The sequence below is a fragment of the Prevotella sp. MGM1 genome (assembly GCF_002933775.1).
In the GTDB taxonomy this organism is placed as follows: Bacteria; Bacteroidota; Bacteroidia; order Bacteroidales; family Bacteroidaceae; genus Prevotella.
The window spans coordinates 41,545-57,593 of the sequence record NZ_BEWV01000180.1 but is presented as its reverse complement, the minus strand read 5'-3'; the positions used below and the strand labels follow the sequence as shown (position 1 = coordinate 57,593).

Genomic DNA, 16,049 nt, shown 5'->3' with positions numbered 1-16,049 from the left:
GCCCCTTGATCATGGGCAAGCGCATTTAGGGAACGGTATTGACGAATCAGCTTTTGTCTGTGAGCCTCGGTAGGCAGCATCAACATACGGTTCTCCTCAATCTTGGAAGGAGGCTCTTCCGTATTTATCAGTTCGTCTATGTCCTCCATCCTGGTGGAATAGTTATCATAGTCTTCTTCCATCTTTGCGTCCACAAGCAACTTCTGGCGTAAGCCTTCACGTTCCTTCTCTGTGAATTTCTCAAAGGGATGGAAATAGGCATCGTAATACTCCACGATGGTCTGGTTCACCAACATGTCCTCTATCTTCGTGGGCAATTCGTTGCCTTTGAATATCAGAAATATCAGAGATTTTAGGAAGTTTTTCTTCTCGCCAAAATTCAGTTCGTATTCTTCCTTAGTCACCTTAAAGGGGTTCATGGAAATAGGCTTCTCTTTGGTATAGGAGATATACGTGCCACCGAAGTAGCTGCAGATTCCTTCGTATGAATCACCTGTATCTACCATCACCACATCCGTGTTTTGTTCCAACAACTGGCGGACGACCGAGTTTGTGTGAAAAGATTTTCCGCTTCCGCTTGGCCCGATGCAGAAGAAATTGGCATTGTCGGTCATCTTGACTTTGCCTTCCTTTCCCGTGAAGTCTATGCAGACCGGCAATCCTTGTCGGTCTGTATAGTAGGTGGTCAAAGGTGTCTGCTCAGACTCCTTTAAGTGTTCTTTGAAGAAAAAGCACAATGCCGCATCAGATAAAGTCAAGAACAAATCGTAGTCAGGATTGAAAGCGTAGGCGTTTCCGGGAAAGCTATCCGTGAATAGTTCCAACTGGTTGTAAGCTGTCCGTGACGGCATGATGCCACATTCATATAACTTGGTTTCCAAATACGATGTAACCGGGGTTACTTTATCCGCAGGACAACTGACCAGGATATTGAAATTGGTATATACCAACATGGAACTGTCCACGGCAAGCCGGTTCAAGACTTCCTCGATATCAGCCTTGGCTATTTTGTTGCTGGGGTCAGGCATGGAGCCGTGACGCTTTGCCTTGGCTTGTAACTTCCTTAACAGTTTTCTCTGATTGGGTATCTGGACCACTTGGTTGAATACCACACAATCCGAAAAAGGGATGTTGGTCAGGAACGAGAACAGGTCGGTGGCGATGGTATATCCGTTGATATTCGTCTGCGTATAGGGCTTGATGACTGACGGCAGGTTTATCTCGTCTATATCCACCAACGGGTAGGAACGGATGATGCGCTCCCCGGTTCTCAGGTATTCATCCGATGACTTGAAGTTGGTCATGGAAAAGGCACCGTGCCGGAACTGAAATGCCATAAAGCGGTGGCAATACTCGGATGCTTCAGCTTTGCTGAGTTTACGATGGCGGATGCCTCGCTCGGTCAGGATATCATCCACCTTGGAAACCTTCGTATGAAAATCCAGCCATGTTTTCGGGTCGTATTGCACGAACTGGCTGCGCTGCGCCTCTTGCGTCACTATCAGGTACGTGCGTATCTCCGTGAACTCCCTTCCCTCGAAATAATTGAAATAGCTCCGGGTCAGGAACTCCGCATCTTCCGGCACGTCATGGTGGTAGGCTTGTTTGCAAAGGATGTCCTGCTTCTGCAAGGCATACCCCTCGCCGAGGGTCTGTACCACATTGGATAGTACATCCTGAAAACGTATATACTGCCCGGCATCAGTACAGAACTGCTGCACCGGATTGGTCATCTCGAAGATGACGGACGGCTCGCCCTTGGCTGAAAAAAGGACGACATTGCCGTCCGTTTCCTCCAGCCCGGCATAGAGGCCGTCAAAGACTTTTTTCTTGGTTTGTGCCATAATTAGGAGCTTTTTCTCAGTTTGTTGTAAATATAAATGCCCTTGTCTCTCCGCTTGTTGTGCAGTCCTCCGCGCTGTTTGATGAAGATGGTCACCAGCCCGATGACTGCCATGACAAGCATGGCGACGAATCCGGCGAGCTTTCCCAATACAATGGAGAACAGTATGAAGCCGACAAACGACACGCCGATGGCCAATGCCGCCAACGTGAGGAAGCGTCCACGGATGCCCATGAACTCCAGCGGCTTTTGCAGTCCCTTGAATACGGGAAATTCCTCCTGATTCATCGTCAATATCTTGTTATGTTTCTACTACTTGAAGAATAGCGGAAGAGCCTCGGACAAAGCGATAAAGGCGATACAGCCACCGATGGTGAGCATGATGGTCTTCTTCACGTCCTGGTCGCCGTTTGACATCTTGAAATACACGTTGAAAGCTCCCACCAAGGCGATTACGGCTGCGATTGCCTTCATCAGGTTGGAAACCGGGGTCTGGTAGGAACTGATTTCGGTGGTGGCTTTTGTAAAGCCGGCCGCACCTTTGCTTGCCGCCATCATGTCACCCACGGAGATGGTAAGTGCGGTTACTGCCAACAAGCTTTTGTGTGCGAAAGAGGAACCCATGAAGCGGTCATACGCACGTTTCAGTTTTTTCTTGAATTGCATTTTTTTTGAAATTGTTTATCTGATTTCATCACCCAAGGAACAGAGGTCGCTAAAGGAACGTGTGGGCTTCTTTTTAGAAGCTATATATTGTTTTGTCGGGTAAGTTTCTATGCTCACCTTGCTTTCTCACACTCATGGATGACCTTACTTAAATCCGATTCTCCATTCTCTGCCATCTTATTTGCTTCTACAACCAAATCTTCAACCAAGATGCCATCTGTCATGATAGGTTCACGGAAGCCGGGGCGGTGGAATGGTTGTTCCGTGCTTGATTCAGGTTGTTTCCGGTCTGACGTTGTTTCAGAATTAGAATCCGATTGTTTTTCCGATTCATTCTGATTCTCAGTTTCTTTCTGTTTCGACTCATCCCGGCTGATTCTGAATGGCTTGAAGGTCTTTGCTTCATCCGATATGTCTATGTCTTCTTCTGATTGTGATTCCAGTTCCGCCACCTGTGCTGCCTTGGCTTTCATGATGTCGAGGACTATCAATGCCGCATAGTAGAACAAGAGGACGATGAAAAGCAGGAATACTATTTGTCCGTATTGCATGGTGCTATGTTATTATAAGGTGAATACTACTTGCAGATTAGTTCCTGACATTGGCAGGAAGCTCAATCCCAACTTGACGGCTTTGTTTTCTAGCTTAGTCTTGCGCTCGAAGTTGTCCGTGGCATACAACAGGATACGCTCGCCGCATACGACATACCCCAGACTTTTGAGCCGTGAGCGGAGCCTTACCCTGGCACGGTTGGAAACCACCTTGATTCCTGTCAGCGGTTCAAGCCCGAAGATTACATGCCGCCTTTCCCGTTTGATTAGCTCATTCCGGGTTTGGGATATGATAAGGGATGTTTCTCTCCGGCTGCGTTTCAGCCCCAACTTGGCGGCGATGTTGCATACATTCGTCCGGCTTGTACCCAAATCACGGGCCATCTGTGTGAATGACTTGTAATGGAAATGCCTGCGGATATAGTCGGCACGCTCCATCCATTTCGTCTTGGCAACTTTTACCAGCCCTAATTTGCGGGCTTTCTGCTTGACAAGGGTCTCGCTTACTCCCAATACTATGGCGGTATGGGAAGTTGTTTCCACCGGGTACAGTTCCGTCAAGAGGGTTGTCATCTGGTCAGTCCATTGGATTGTCCTCATGCTTTTGCCTCCTTATAGTTGGTGAAAAGCGACTTGTTATCACGGCGGTACTGCGCAAGCTGTGGCAGGTAGGTCTTGAAGAACGTGCGGACAATGGCGTTCACTATGTCGGAGCGGCTGCGGTTATGGATGTTGCACTCGTCCAGTGAGTCGGCAAGGTCGCGGTCTAACTTGCAGATCATCCGTTCTCCTTTGTCTTCCTGGGTATCTGTTTCAAGATAGGACAAGAAGGATTGCCAGTAGTCGGAGTTAGCCGATTCAAAATCTTTGGTTATTTCCACTTGATAAGTAGTAGCAGTTTCCGTATGCTCATCCGTAAGAGCCATTTCAGGGTCATTGATGCCTTTGAGAAGGTCATCTATTTCGGGAATGTCTTTTGTCATTGCTTCTATGTTGATAGTTATTGATTCTCTTTTGCTTTTCTTTTTAATTCCGCCTCCAAATTTTCGGTCAGTTGTATTCCTGTCAATTTCGGCTCCCGGATGGATTCGGTCGTGTCAAAAATGTAGGAGTAGATACGTTCAAAGACCGGGGTAACGATACCGCTCTGTTTATCCAGAGCCGCCATCGTACTGAAACGCTCCATGTCGGCACGTTTGGGGATTCTTCCGGTTACAATTCCATAGTTGCAGAAGGTCTCTCTGGTGTTCTCCCAAATAACCAGTTCAGAGCGTTTGCCCACTCTGCCGTCATGCAGGTTGGGGACAATGAAAAGCTGTGCTTTCATATTTTCGCCAACGGCTTTGCGCAGGCGGTCTATGAACATAAGGAAGCTGGCGGTGGAGGGAACGGTCATCAGATCGTAATGGAAAGGCACAACGATAATGTCCGAGTTTACGAACATCGGCACCAGTCCGTCCGCTTGCAGGCTGCCGGGGGAATCCATCAGCACGACATCCAGGCTTTGGTCATTGTGCATTTTCTCTATAAGGGAAATAATCGCTTTCTTGTCGTTGGCCTCGTATGACAGCACATCATAGGGCACATACTGCACGTCGTATTTCTTGATGTCAGCCTTGCGGCACTTAATGATGGAGTGCTGGAAGTCGCAATCGACTATGGCGACACGCACTCCCTTCGTCACCAGATAGTTGGCGAAAGTCACGCAGAGGGTGGTCTTGCCCACGCCTCCTTTTTGATTTGCGAATGTGATTATGACCGGTGTCTGTATCATTTTTCCGTGCGATGAATTATTTTAAGACAAAATTATCGCACGTGTAACCGCGAAAACGAAATGCGCAACACTTATATGCCCTCGGTTAAAGTAACCGGGGTATAAAGGTTTATGTTATCTCGGAATCTCAGTTTGATGCGCCCAAAAAGTGGACGGCAACACGTCCCCGTTTTTATCTCTTCAAGGAATGTCCGTCATCTATATCGTCATAACCGCCTTTCTGTCCGACTTCCCATTCCCGTTTTTCAGAGTGGCTGCCTTCTCCGTGGTCTCGCATCTTGTTGTAACGGGAGAGTGGCTTATTGGCAGAGTGCTTCGGGTGTGGTTGTTGCTGTTTAGTCGGCTTCCGTTTCAGTCGCTCCAGATTGAAACCTTCTTCTGACAGGTTGATGATGATGTGGTTCTTAAAGTTGATGGCGTATGTGGCATCTTCTTCCTGACGGATGATGAAGCCTTCCTCACGAAGGGCACTTCTGACGGAAGAGATTGTTTCATCATCGAAGATTTCCTTCAGGCGATTGATTGCATCTATATGGGACGCTGCTCTTTCAGACGAAAGGGAAACAAGGTCGGGGCGGTTCACCTTATAGATTTTGCAAAGCAAATCACGTTCTGCCTCTGTGGTGGGTTGGAACTTCTCTACCAACTCGATGCGGTTGTTGCGGTCTATGGCTTCTGCCATAAACGGTTTCAAATGCCGGGACTCTCCATTGAAATAGATGACACCTTTCTTTATATAGGCGTGATGTTTCTTTAGTTTTTGGAATATCTCGCCCTGGGTTATCTTGGGATTGAGGGTGAGTAATTGGTCTATGAAATCCTCTATGCGATCAAAGCGTTGTTCGGGGGTGGCGAAGTCCAACAGTTCATCAATGGCTAACACTCTTGCCCCGTGGATAACAGTCTTGTTGGCGTGGTCAACGAGTATGTAGCCGTATGCCGCATCCTTCTTGCCGAAGAACACGATGTCGATACCGAACTTGGTTTTCAGTTCCTTTTGGAGTTCTTCCTTGTTGGAGCTTACGTCACGATATTTTTTGAGGATGCTCCGAAGCTGGCGGTTACGTGCTCTGTTGTAGTCGCGTTTCTTATACAATGCCTCGATACTACTTATAGGAAATTTCTCTTGCACTTTGCCACCATGCTTGACAAATATCGTTCCATTCTTCTGATAGACTTCATAGCCCATTGAAGTCATTACGGCTTTGAACTGGGCGAAAGAGGAGAAGGTGTATTGCTTGGCTGCATCCAAATCTTTATTGACTTCTTCCTTTCGGTCGTTCCCCAGTATGCGGTCAATCACTTCCTGTGAACGTCTGCGCTCATGGTCGTGCTGTATCTTCCTGCCATCCGGTGCGATGCGTGAAGTGACGATGTGCAGGTGGGTGTTATCGGTATCATAGTGGGAATAGACCAACAAGGGTTGTCCCTCCTCACCATATCCCATTTCTGTCAGATAGCGGTGAGCGAAGTCCAGTAGTTCTGCCTCTGTCATTTCATGTCCCTTACAGGAAAAGGCTACGTGGAACTGTGCCTTTTCAATCCGGGTGTTTCGGGAGGTGTATTCCTGAAGGTATGTGACCAGTTCCTCCGGGGTAGGTTTTCCGAATGTGCCGAGTGTACCGAAGTTCTGCATTTCGAGCATACGGGCAACTCCTTTCGCTACTTTACGCTCATTGTAACCGACTGCATGGAAGTTCGAGTTTCCGGGTAATATGGTTGCTATCATACTGGGGTGTGTTTAACTAATATATTCTGATACGATGTAACCGTGGTTACTTGGTATCTTGATTCCTGTATATCGGGGTATATATAATTAAGGTATAGGGAAACTATAGTTTGACAGCTTTGCGTGTCACGGCTTCAAGGTCTCTCTTTATCTCGTTCAATGTTTTCTGGGTTTCAAGGATAACCGGCATCAAGACCTCCCGGATATAGCTGGGTGGAAGTAACCCGGCTACCGCAAGTTCATTGGCTCTCTTGACCGACTGATTCAGGTTTCCGCCTGCCCAGGATAATTCATCCCGGAACTTCCGGTAAAACGTACCAAGGTTATTGATTAGTTCTAACCGTTGTTTGGCATCGGTGTTTGAATACTCTGCCATTGCTGAACGAACATAAGTGGCAATGGTCATCTTTTTCTCTTTCAGTTTCTCTTTGAGCGTTGATTGCTCCTCCGGGGTCATTCGTACCTTAATGTACTTGGTCTTTTGAGTCATCATACAATAGTCCTTTAGTAAAATTGGTTTCCTGAACCTTTTTCGCAAGGCGAAACAGCGAGAAATCGCTCCGATGCGGTAGCAGTCGGCAAGTCACCTTTGTTGATACGAAACGGAGTTTTGTGGCCACAAAGGTACAACTTGCTTGACAAATCCTGCAACGCAGTTCGATGTCCTCCAAGGTTCTTTTTACGACAAAATTATCGCTGAAACTCCGCCCGGAAGGAAATGCGCAACAGATTTTTTTGAAGGTGGTATTCTATAACCAAGGTTACTTTAACCCGATAGCCAAGGATATGGGATAACTTGTTTACAATCGTCCGAAGTGTCTCGATACGGTATAATCAAGATAACTCGGTTACTATATTCAAGGCAATGACCTAATCCTGTTTTCCGAACAGGAAGTTATCAATAACTATGGTTCTATGGTATCGTGTAACCACGGTTACTCGGTATCTACATTCCTTAATAACATAACCCAAAGGTGGCATTACCTGCAAACCAAGAGGTCTGTGCCTTTTGACATCTGATGATGTGATACCCGATATGATTGTTTCCAAGTTTCCGTGGATAGAGGATAGGATTAACCCATTGCCCAATATACAGGGATAATGTGGTAACAAGGATTCATACACCAAGACAAAAGGGAAAAAGAGTATTCCAAACTTATATATTCAGAGTAGTCAATGCCAACATTTATTGTTCCTCATATCACTTGGATGAAGAGATACTTTATCCCAAATACCAAGAATTGGAAAGCCATAGTACAACATAGCCTAAATGCTTGAAACCGAAGGTAAAAAGTATCTTGAAACGCTATAAAAAGCAACGATATTTCTTTGCTATGTCACTGATTTTCACTATATTTACATATAGAAACAGTCTCTTATAGGCTACATTATTCACCCTAAAAGTTGAAAGTTATGTTGTTTGAATTACTATTCTTAATATACTTGCTACCAGTGGTGTTCTTGTTCATCCTGGTACTTAGGTTTGCGCGTTTTCTGATAGTCAACGTATTCAGAACGGCAATCTGGATTATCAAGAAATCGTTTGTTCTTTTGTGGAAGGGACTGGTCTTGCTTATTGCACTGATAACTGGCAACATTGTAGCTAACCGTAATCAGACCGATAGGGGCAGATACGATTAAAGCCGCACCAATCAAAAAAATGACTGATACGGCTATAAGGTAGAGTAGTTAAATTCTTCCCTCCTGTTAAGAGTTAGATTCTACTCACATCAGCTAGAAACCTTTGCCCTTGCTTCTTTCGTAAACCACTTCTTTTTGAGAATCGCAATTAGTAAGACGGAACTGAACATTACAGCCTGTGGGGATGTCTTTGGGCAGTTGTTTGACAAGTTCCGTAATGACTTCATCCACGTTACTGAAACCTATATCTGTAAGTTCGCCCACAACCTTGCCTTTGAAATAAGCCCGACCATAAATCATCATCTTCTTTGATATACGGAAGAGTTTGTCCTCTGTTTCTTCCAAGTCTTTCGCCTTGCCTTGTTTACTTTTCTCATCGCTAAAAAAGATGAAGTCAATGACTTTTGCATTCAGATTCCATGCCGGGGTAAAGTCTATCTTGACATATCCTCTGGTAATGTTAAATCCGTGGCTATGGTTCATACCAAAAGCAACTTCATAAAGGTTCGCATCGCAATCATTCTGAGCAATGGTAGCCCAAGTATGCCGGAATGTATAGAAGCAATAACAATCTTCTTTATCCATACCCATGTCCTGACAAATTTTGCGGATGCCGATATTCACATTCGCATTGAAGCTATCAGAATTACTATAACGCTGATGGAAATTGAACAGGTATGGTTCATCCTTGTCATCTGAAAGATATTTTTCAAATGTGGATTGTATGAATGGCTCAATTCGCATTTCCATATAGGCATTATCTCTACGACTGTTGCGAGTCTTGGCTCTTTGATAGCCTATAATTCCGTTTTTATAGTCTTTCTTTTTGAGCTCGTACAAATCGACGGAGTTAATACCGCCAATACATAGCGATAGGAGAGCAACATCCCTGCCCAGTTCCGGTAGGGAAGAAATCATTTTTGTTTTGGGAAGAGGCCTATTAAAGAACTCACGACAGGCTTCGGCACTGATAGCTTTCTGAACTGAATTATCCGACTTGGGAATGGAAATCTTTAGCCAAGGATTGAACTTGATGCGGTTTACACCTCTTTCATCGTCATTCAAATCAGCGATGGCAGCTTTGAAAATTTGACGAATGTTCGTAGGGTACATTTCTTTTGCCCGGCTCGTTTGCGACAAACTCTCAATCCACTTCTTCAGGACGGTAGAAGTCAGAAGGCTAAACATAAGCCTGTTTGAGCCTAAGAAGCGTTCAAGATGCGCCACGGCAAGTTTGTAGTTCTTGGCGGTTCTTTGCCGACCTTCCTTTTCCATTTTGTGAATGAACGATTGGGCATACTCGCTAAAACAAACTTCTTCATCTGTCTTCTGCAAATACTCCAGTACATCCTTGACATCCCAAAGAGAAATATCAGTTCTATTCAGCCTGTCGGTGTATTGTCGGATAATCATCGAACAATACTCATTGACCACCGGATCGGTCAATTCACCGTTGCTGTCAATATGTGCTGCATCAATAATCTTATTGGTCTTGATGTAGCCCGGCTTTCTGTTGTGAACAATGCGAATGTACACGGAGAAGAAACCGTCTGTCCTTGGTTTTCGCACTACTGCTTTTAATGTAATCATATACAATTATTTAATAAGTTGAACCTTGGTGTAAGCAGGTGTAAGCAAGGGGGTCATTTGGTGTAAGCAGAGAGTAAGCAAATACGTTCATTTGGCTCATTTTTTGCGGTCAAATGCACGAACCGCCTAAGCGCAAATCAGGCTGTAAATTCTGCTATTGCAGTGATTTACAGCCTGATATTAGTATTTATTTACCTAGAGTATTATTCCTCTATTGCAGCCTGCGCCGCAGCAAGTCTTGCGATCGGAACGCGGAACGGAGAGCATGATGCGTAGTCCATTCCGACCTTTGCACAGAACTTCACCGATGAAGGCTCACCACCGTGCTCACCGCAAATTCCGGTACGCATTCCGGGACGAACGGCACGTCCTTTCTCCACTGCCATCTTTATAAGCTGGCCCACTCCGTTCTGATCCAATACCTGGAACGGGTCTACCGTCAATATTTTCTTATCGAGATATACCGGCAAGAAGCTGGCAATATCATCGCGAGAATAACCGAAAGTCATCTGTGTAAGGTCGTTAGTACCGAATGAGAAGTACTCTGCCTCAGAGGCTATACGGTCTGCCGTAAGTGCGGCACGAGGTATTTCAATCATTGTACCAACCTCAAAATCAACTTCTATGCCTTCTTCCTCGAATACTTCCTTGGCTGTCTTCATGATTATATCCTTCTGCTGCTTGAACTCGTAGAGTATACCAATCAGCGGAACCATGATTTCCGGCTGTGGATCTTTACCCTCTTTCTTCAACTCACATGCGGCACCGAGGATTGCACGGGTCTGCATTGCTGTGATTTCGGGGAATGTAATACCAAGACGGCAACCACGATGTCCAAGCATAGGATTGTTCTCTGCAAGGCTCGACACACGCTTCTGAATCTCTTCCACGCTTACCCCCATCTCATCGGCCATAGTCTGTTGGCCTTTCAAATCGTGGGGAACAAACTCATGAAGTGGCGGATCGAGCAAACGGATATTAACAGGGCAACCGTCCATTGCATCCAAAATGCCCTTGAAATCAGCTTTCTGATAAGGCAATAGCTTTGCCAATGCCTTCTCACGACCCTCTACACTGTCTGCAAGGATCATCTCGCGCATAGCGACAATCTTCTGATCCTCAAAGAACATGTGCTCAGTACGTGTAAGACCGATACCCTTGGCACCGAATGAACGGGCCACCTGTGCGTCGTGCGGAGTATCCGCATTTGTGCGAACCTGCAACTTGGTATACTTGTCGCACAAGTCCATCAAAGCCTTGAAATCTCCGGAAAGCTCTGCCGCTTTCGTAGGAATCTCGCCTGCATATACCTGTCCTGTCGAGCCGTTGAGCGAAAAATAATCACCTTCTTTATATACAACGCCTTCCACCTCGACGGTCTTGTTCTTATAGTTGACATTGATTGCACCTGCACCTGACACACAACACTTACCCATTCCGCGGGCAACCACAGCCGCATGAGAGGTCATACCGCCACGGGCAGTAAGGATACCTTCCGCTGCCGACATTCCCGCCAAATCCTCAGGAGAAGTCTCTATACGAACCATGATGACACGATGGCCGTCTTCACGCCACTTCTGCGCATCATCGGCATGGAATACTATCTGTCCGCAGGCGGCTCCCGGAGATGCAGGAAGACCCTGCGTGATAACCTTTGCCTTCTTCAATGCGTCCTTATCGAATACCGGGTGAAGCAACTCGTCAAGCTTCTGCGGCTCGCAACGCATAAGCGCTGTCTTCTCGTCAATCTCGCCTTCACGGAGCAAGTCCATGGCTATCTTAACCATAGCCGTACCCGTACGTTTTCCGTTACGTGTCTGCAAGAACCACAGTTTGCCCTCCTGAACGGTGAACTCCATGTCCTGCATGTCGTGATAATGCTTCTCGAGCTTGTTCTGCAATGCGTCGAGTGTAGCGTATATCTCAGGCATAGCCTCTTCCATAGAAGGATACTTGCTTGCGCGCTCTTCCTCGCTTATGCCCTGAAGGGCGGCCCAACGCAACGAACCTTCCTTGGTAATCTGTTGCGGAGTACGTATACCGGCAACAACGTCCTCACCCTGTGCGTTAACGAGATATTCACCGTTGAAGAGATTTTCGCCAGTGGCCGCATCGCGGCTGAAACATACGCCGGTAGCAGATGTTGCGCCCATGTTTCCGAATACCATTGCCTGTACATTGACAGCCGTACCCCACTCTGCGGGTATACCTTCCATCTTGCGGTAAAGAATGGCCCGATCGTTCATCCATGAGTCGAATACCGCACAGATTGCACCCCACAACTGCTCCATAGGATCGGTCGGGAAGTCCTTGCCTGTCTGCTCCTTGATAGCAGCCTTGAATTTCTTCACGAGTTCTTTCAACTCGTCGATGGTCATCTCGTTGTCGAGCTTCACGCCACGAACGGCCTTTACCTCCTCTATAATCGCCTCAAACGGATCAATGTCTTCCTTATTGACGGGTTTCATGCCGAGCACCACATCGCCATACATCTGCACGAAACGGCGGTAGCTGTCGTAAGCGAAACGCTCATTGCCCGTCTTTCTCACCAATCCGGCTACCACCTCGTCATTAAGACCCAAGTTAAGGATAGTATCCATCATGCCTGGCATTGAAGCACGGGCACCCGAACGAACACTGACAAGAAGAGGATTATCCACATCACCGAACTTACTGTTCATCAAGCCTTCAATATGCTCAACAGCCTTAGCTACATCTTCTTTCAATAATGCTACAACTTCTTCTTTTCCTTTCTCGAAATACTCATTACATACATCTGTAGTGATTGTAAATCCCGGAGGGACCGGAACTCCGATAAGGTTCATCTCGGCAAGGTTGGCACCTTTGCCACCGAGAAGATTGCGCATACCTGCCTTACCTTCGGCTTTTCCATTGCCAAAGGTGTAAACTCTTTTCTCACTCATAAGTTAGTTTTATTTACGATTAACACTTGTTTATGTTTCTTCTTTAATTTCTGCAAATATAATCGTTTTCCCACGCTTTTGCAAGAAAAACGCAAAAAAACTGCAAACCCTATATTACATTTTCCGTTTTAATCGCTTTTTACATCCGCCCCTTAGTCATTAACCATGCAATTAATTCCGTATGTGCGGTTAAATTATTAATTTTGCAGTCAAATTATTTGATATTTATGAGTAGAAAGAAAAAGCCGTTACCCATATTGGAGAACGTCACCATCACGGACGTGGCAGCCGAGGGCAAATCCATCGCCCGTGTGAACGACATGGTCGTCTTCGTGCCGTTCGCCGTTCCGGGAGATATAGTAGACCTTCAAGTAAGGAAAAAGAAACACAGTTATTGCGAAGCCGAGGTCATTCGCTTCATAGAGTACAGTAAAGTACGTGAAGTGCCCATGTGCGAGCATTTCGGCATCTGCGGCGGATGCAAATGGCAGAACCTTCCATACGAGGAGCAGTTGAAAGCAAAACAGAAACAAGTATACAATCAGCTCACGCGCATCGGCAAAGTGGAACTGCCGGAAATGCGGCCCATCCTCGGGTCGGTGAAGATAAAAGAGTATCGCAACAAGCTCGAATTCGGATGCTCAAACAAACGTTGGCTGACGAAAGAGGAAATCAATTCAGGGAGTGACGGCTACTTTCCGTCGGGCGGAGGACAAATGATGAAAAACGATAAATGCGGCATAAACGAAAACGACACTCACGCCGCATCCCTATCAACAATCCCAAACCAACAATCCCCGGAGAACATGACACCGTCATCGGAGAACGTTCCTACCGCCACAAGAAAACCCATCTCCCAGCGAAACGCCATCGGATTTCACATAACCGGTGCGTTCGACAAGATACTGCCGATAGAGAAATGTATGCTGATGGACGATCTGCATAATAATATAAGAAACGAGATACGCGACTACGCGCTTGCCAATGGACTTACATTCTTCGACCTCAGAGAACAGCACGGACTTCTCAGAGACATAATCATACGCAACTCAAACACAGGAGAATGGATGGTGATCGTACAGTTCCATTACGACGAAGAGGGCGATGAGCAGCGTGCGGAAGCCCTACTCGGGCACCTGGCGGCAAAGTTTCCGCAAATCACCTCGCTGATGTATGTTAACAACCAGAAATGCAATGACACCATCGGAGATCAGGATGTTGTCACGTTCAAAGGCAAAGACTATATATACGAGACGATGGAAGACCTTAAATTCAAGGTCGGCCCCAAGAGTTTCTATCAGACAAATACCGAACAGGCATACCATCTCTACTCCGTGGCAAGAGAATTTGCCGGCCTTACCGGAGACGAACTCGTATACGACCTGTACACCGGCACAGGCACGATCGCCAACTTTGTGGCCGGCAAAGCGCGAAAGGTCATTGGCATAGAGTATGTTCCGGAGGCCATCGAGGACGCCAAAGTGAACTCTGAAATCAACGGTATCGGCAATACGCTTTTCTACGCAGGCGACATGAAAGACATCCTCAACGATGAGTTCATCGCCGCACACGGACGTCCGGATGTAATAATAACCGACCCGCCACGTGCGGGAATGCATGCCGATGTCGTGAAAACCATCCTCCGCGCCGCGCCCAAACGCATCGTATACGTCAGCTGCAACCCTGCCACACAAGCACGCGACATCTCAGACCTCGACACGGACTACAAGGTGACCGCAGTGCAACCGGTAGACATGTTCCCGCATACACCGCATGTGGAAAACGTGGTGCTGCTCGAAAGAAAAGACAACAGCATACAATAATGAGAGCAAACAACATATTGTCGGCCATACTCCTTTTTGCATCCACAGCCTCACCGGCACAGGACGGGAATGGCGCCACCATATCCAGCCCTGAGTTAAGCGGATATGTGATCGGCCGTTATCAGGCCTCCCTGAAAGACGGGGACAATAGCAACTCTTTCGAAATACGGATGGCGCGCCTGTCTTTATCGGGACACATATTCGGAGATTTCGAATACCGGGTGCAAGGACAGGTAAACGGTAATACCGAGACACTCGGCAGCAGTCCTCGGCTGATAGACGCCTTTGCAGAATGGCAGAAATACGGATTTTTCAAAGTCAAGGCAGGCCAGTTCAAGCGCCCGTTTACATTCGAGAATCCCATGAATCCGATAGACCAGGGATTCATGGGTAACGCACAGGCCGTAAGCAAGCTTTCCGGCTCAAACGATCGCACAGGCGAGCATGCGAGCAACGGCCGCGACATAGGCATACAAATACAAGGCGACCTACTGCCCGACGCTTCCGGCCGCTGCCTGTTACACTATCAGGCAGGTGTGTTCAACGGACAGGGAATAAATACGAAAGACGCTGATAACCGAAAAGATCTCATCGTAGGGGCATGGGTGATGCCGATCGCCGGAATGCGCGTAGGTGTCTTCGGATGGGCCGGCTCACACGCACGCAAGGGCACATGGCTCGAAACAGAAGACGGAAACACCATTGAGCGTCACGGAACGGTCAGCCTGAGCCAATACCGCTATGCGCTCAGTGCCGAATACAGGCAAGCCGACTGGCAGATACGCTCGGAATATATACACAGCACCGGCTATGGGTTCAAGACGGCATATCAGAATGACGAAGACAAAAACGACGCCACAGTAAACTATGCCCAAGGCAACAAGGCAGACGGCTTCTACGCTCTCTGCATCGCTCCTGTAATAAAAGGAAAACTCAAAGTCAAGGCTCGCTATGATCTTTACCGCCGCTCGGGCTCTTGGACAGACAGTCGGACACAATATGAGGCAGGATTGAACTTCCTTGTAAACAAGAACATCGAGATACAGGCCGAATATGCCTTTATAAACGACCGGAGCCTTGACAGGCATAACTACGACATCGCAGACATAGAGTTATGCGTGAAATTCTGACATACGGCAGCATTTCATAAACAACGCCACCGTGTCGCAGCATATATTCAAAATGACATTGGCTTCTTATCAAAATTCCGTACAAAAGACCGTTCAAAACTCGCTCGTTTCAAAATAAAAAGCCATCAGGCGGAAATAAGCGGGTTTTGAGCGTTTTTTTCAATTACCTATATATCAGACAGATATAAACTTCATATTTTATTCAGGCATCGGCATCTCCCTATCAAAACTGTGCGTGGACGCATTCGGTATACTACTTGGTCTGCATTTAGACACCCGTTGCGTTGTAACGGGAGTCTAAACGGGACGCAATCAGCCGCTATTCTCAGCCCAACGAGTATCCCGTTGCAAAAAATCGGAGAGTTTTTCATGTTCAGG

13 protein-coding genes are annotated in these 16,049 nt (G+C 46.9%); 2 read left to right on the top strand and 11 right to left on the bottom strand.

Going from position 1 to position 16,049, the window contains the following annotated elements; all coding sequences use genetic code 11:
* From MoGM_RS07250 to ppdK, 11 genes are all read right to left on the bottom strand, one after another.
* The coding region (locus MoGM_RS07250) for a TraG family conjugative transposon ATPase (protein WP_104369429.1) at positions 1 to 1,844 on the bottom strand (1,844 nt) is incomplete at its 3' end.
* 2 nt (positions 1,845 to 1,846) lie between these two features.
* Positions 1,847 to 2,137, bottom strand: coding sequence for a hypothetical protein (locus tag MoGM_RS07245; RefSeq protein ID WP_044214434.1), 291 nt, complete (start codon positions 2,135 to 2,137; stop codon positions 1,847 to 1,849).
* Between the two features lie 18 nt (positions 2,138 to 2,155).
* The gene (locus MoGM_RS07240; RefSeq protein ID WP_016212925.1) at positions 2,156 to 2,509 is read right to left on the bottom strand and encodes a DUF4134 domain-containing protein; all 354 of its coding nucleotides are present in this window, start codon (positions 2,507 to 2,509) and stop codon (positions 2,156 to 2,158) included.
* A gap of 113 nt (positions 2,510 to 2,622) precedes the next feature.
* Positions 2,623 to 3,060, bottom strand: a complete 438-nt coding sequence (locus tag MoGM_RS07235; RefSeq protein WP_016212924.1) for a hypothetical protein — start codon at positions 3,058 to 3,060, stop codon at positions 2,623 to 2,625.
* Positions 3,061 to 3,072: 12 nt separating this feature from the next.
* Positions 3,073 to 3,660, bottom strand: a complete 588-nt coding sequence (locus tag MoGM_RS07230) for a hypothetical protein (protein WP_016212923.1) — start codon at positions 3,658 to 3,660, stop codon at positions 3,073 to 3,075.
* Positions 3,657 to 4,043 (bottom strand): hypothetical protein, encoded by a 387-nt coding sequence (locus tag MoGM_RS07225; protein ID WP_016212922.1) that lies wholly within the window; start codon positions 4,041 to 4,043, stop codon positions 3,657 to 3,659. Before MoGM_RS07225 ends, MoGM_RS07230 begins: the two co-directional genes overlap by 4 nt.
* Positions 4,044 to 4,060: 17 nt before the next feature.
* Positions 4,061 to 4,834: a ParA family protein gene (locus MoGM_RS07220; RefSeq protein WP_016212921.1), complete on the bottom strand. Its 774-nt coding sequence runs from the start codon at positions 4,832 to 4,834 to the stop codon at positions 4,061 to 4,063.
* A gap of 172 nt (positions 4,835 to 5,006) precedes the next feature.
* Positions 5,007 to 6,563 carry a relaxase/mobilization nuclease domain-containing protein gene (locus MoGM_RS07215; RefSeq protein WP_104369428.1) on the bottom strand — a complete coding sequence of 519 codons (1,557 nt, stop codon included), beginning with the start codon at positions 6,561 to 6,563 and terminating at the stop codon, positions 5,007 to 5,009.
* Positions 6,564 to 6,666: 103 nt separating this feature from the next.
* The gene (locus tag MoGM_RS07210) at positions 6,667 to 7,056 is read right to left on the bottom strand and encodes a hypothetical protein (protein ID WP_104369427.1); all 390 of its coding nucleotides are present in this window, start codon (positions 7,054 to 7,056) and stop codon (positions 6,667 to 6,669) included.
* Positions 7,057 to 8,297: 1,241 nt separating this feature from the next.
* Positions 8,298 to 9,794, bottom strand: a complete 1,497-nt coding sequence (locus MoGM_RS07200; protein WP_016212917.1) for a site-specific integrase — start codon at positions 9,792 to 9,794, stop codon at positions 8,298 to 8,300.
* Between the two features lie 203 nt (positions 9,795 to 9,997).
* Positions 9,998 to 12,718 carry a pyruvate, phosphate dikinase gene (gene ppdK / locus MoGM_RS07195; RefSeq protein WP_104369426.1) on the bottom strand — a complete coding sequence of 907 codons (2,721 nt, stop codon included), beginning with the start codon at positions 12,716 to 12,718 and terminating at the stop codon, positions 9,998 to 10,000.
* A gap of 227 nt (positions 12,719 to 12,945) precedes the next feature.
* Here ppdK and rlmD point away from each other — a divergent pair, with 227 nt between their 5' ends.
* Positions 12,946 to 14,541 carry a 23S rRNA (uracil(1939)-C(5))-methyltransferase RlmD gene (rlmD, locus tag MoGM_RS13320; protein ID WP_233210196.1) on the top strand — a complete coding sequence of 532 codons (1,596 nt, stop codon included), beginning with the start codon at positions 12,946 to 12,948 and terminating at the stop codon, positions 14,539 to 14,541.
* Positions 14,541 to 15,671, top strand: coding sequence for a porin (locus tag MoGM_RS07180; RefSeq protein ID WP_104369425.1), 1,131 nt, complete (start codon positions 14,541 to 14,543; stop codon positions 15,669 to 15,671). The genes rlmD and MoGM_RS07180 overlap by 1 nt, the downstream gene beginning before the upstream one ends.
* Positions 15,672 to 16,049: the final 378 nt, after the last annotated feature.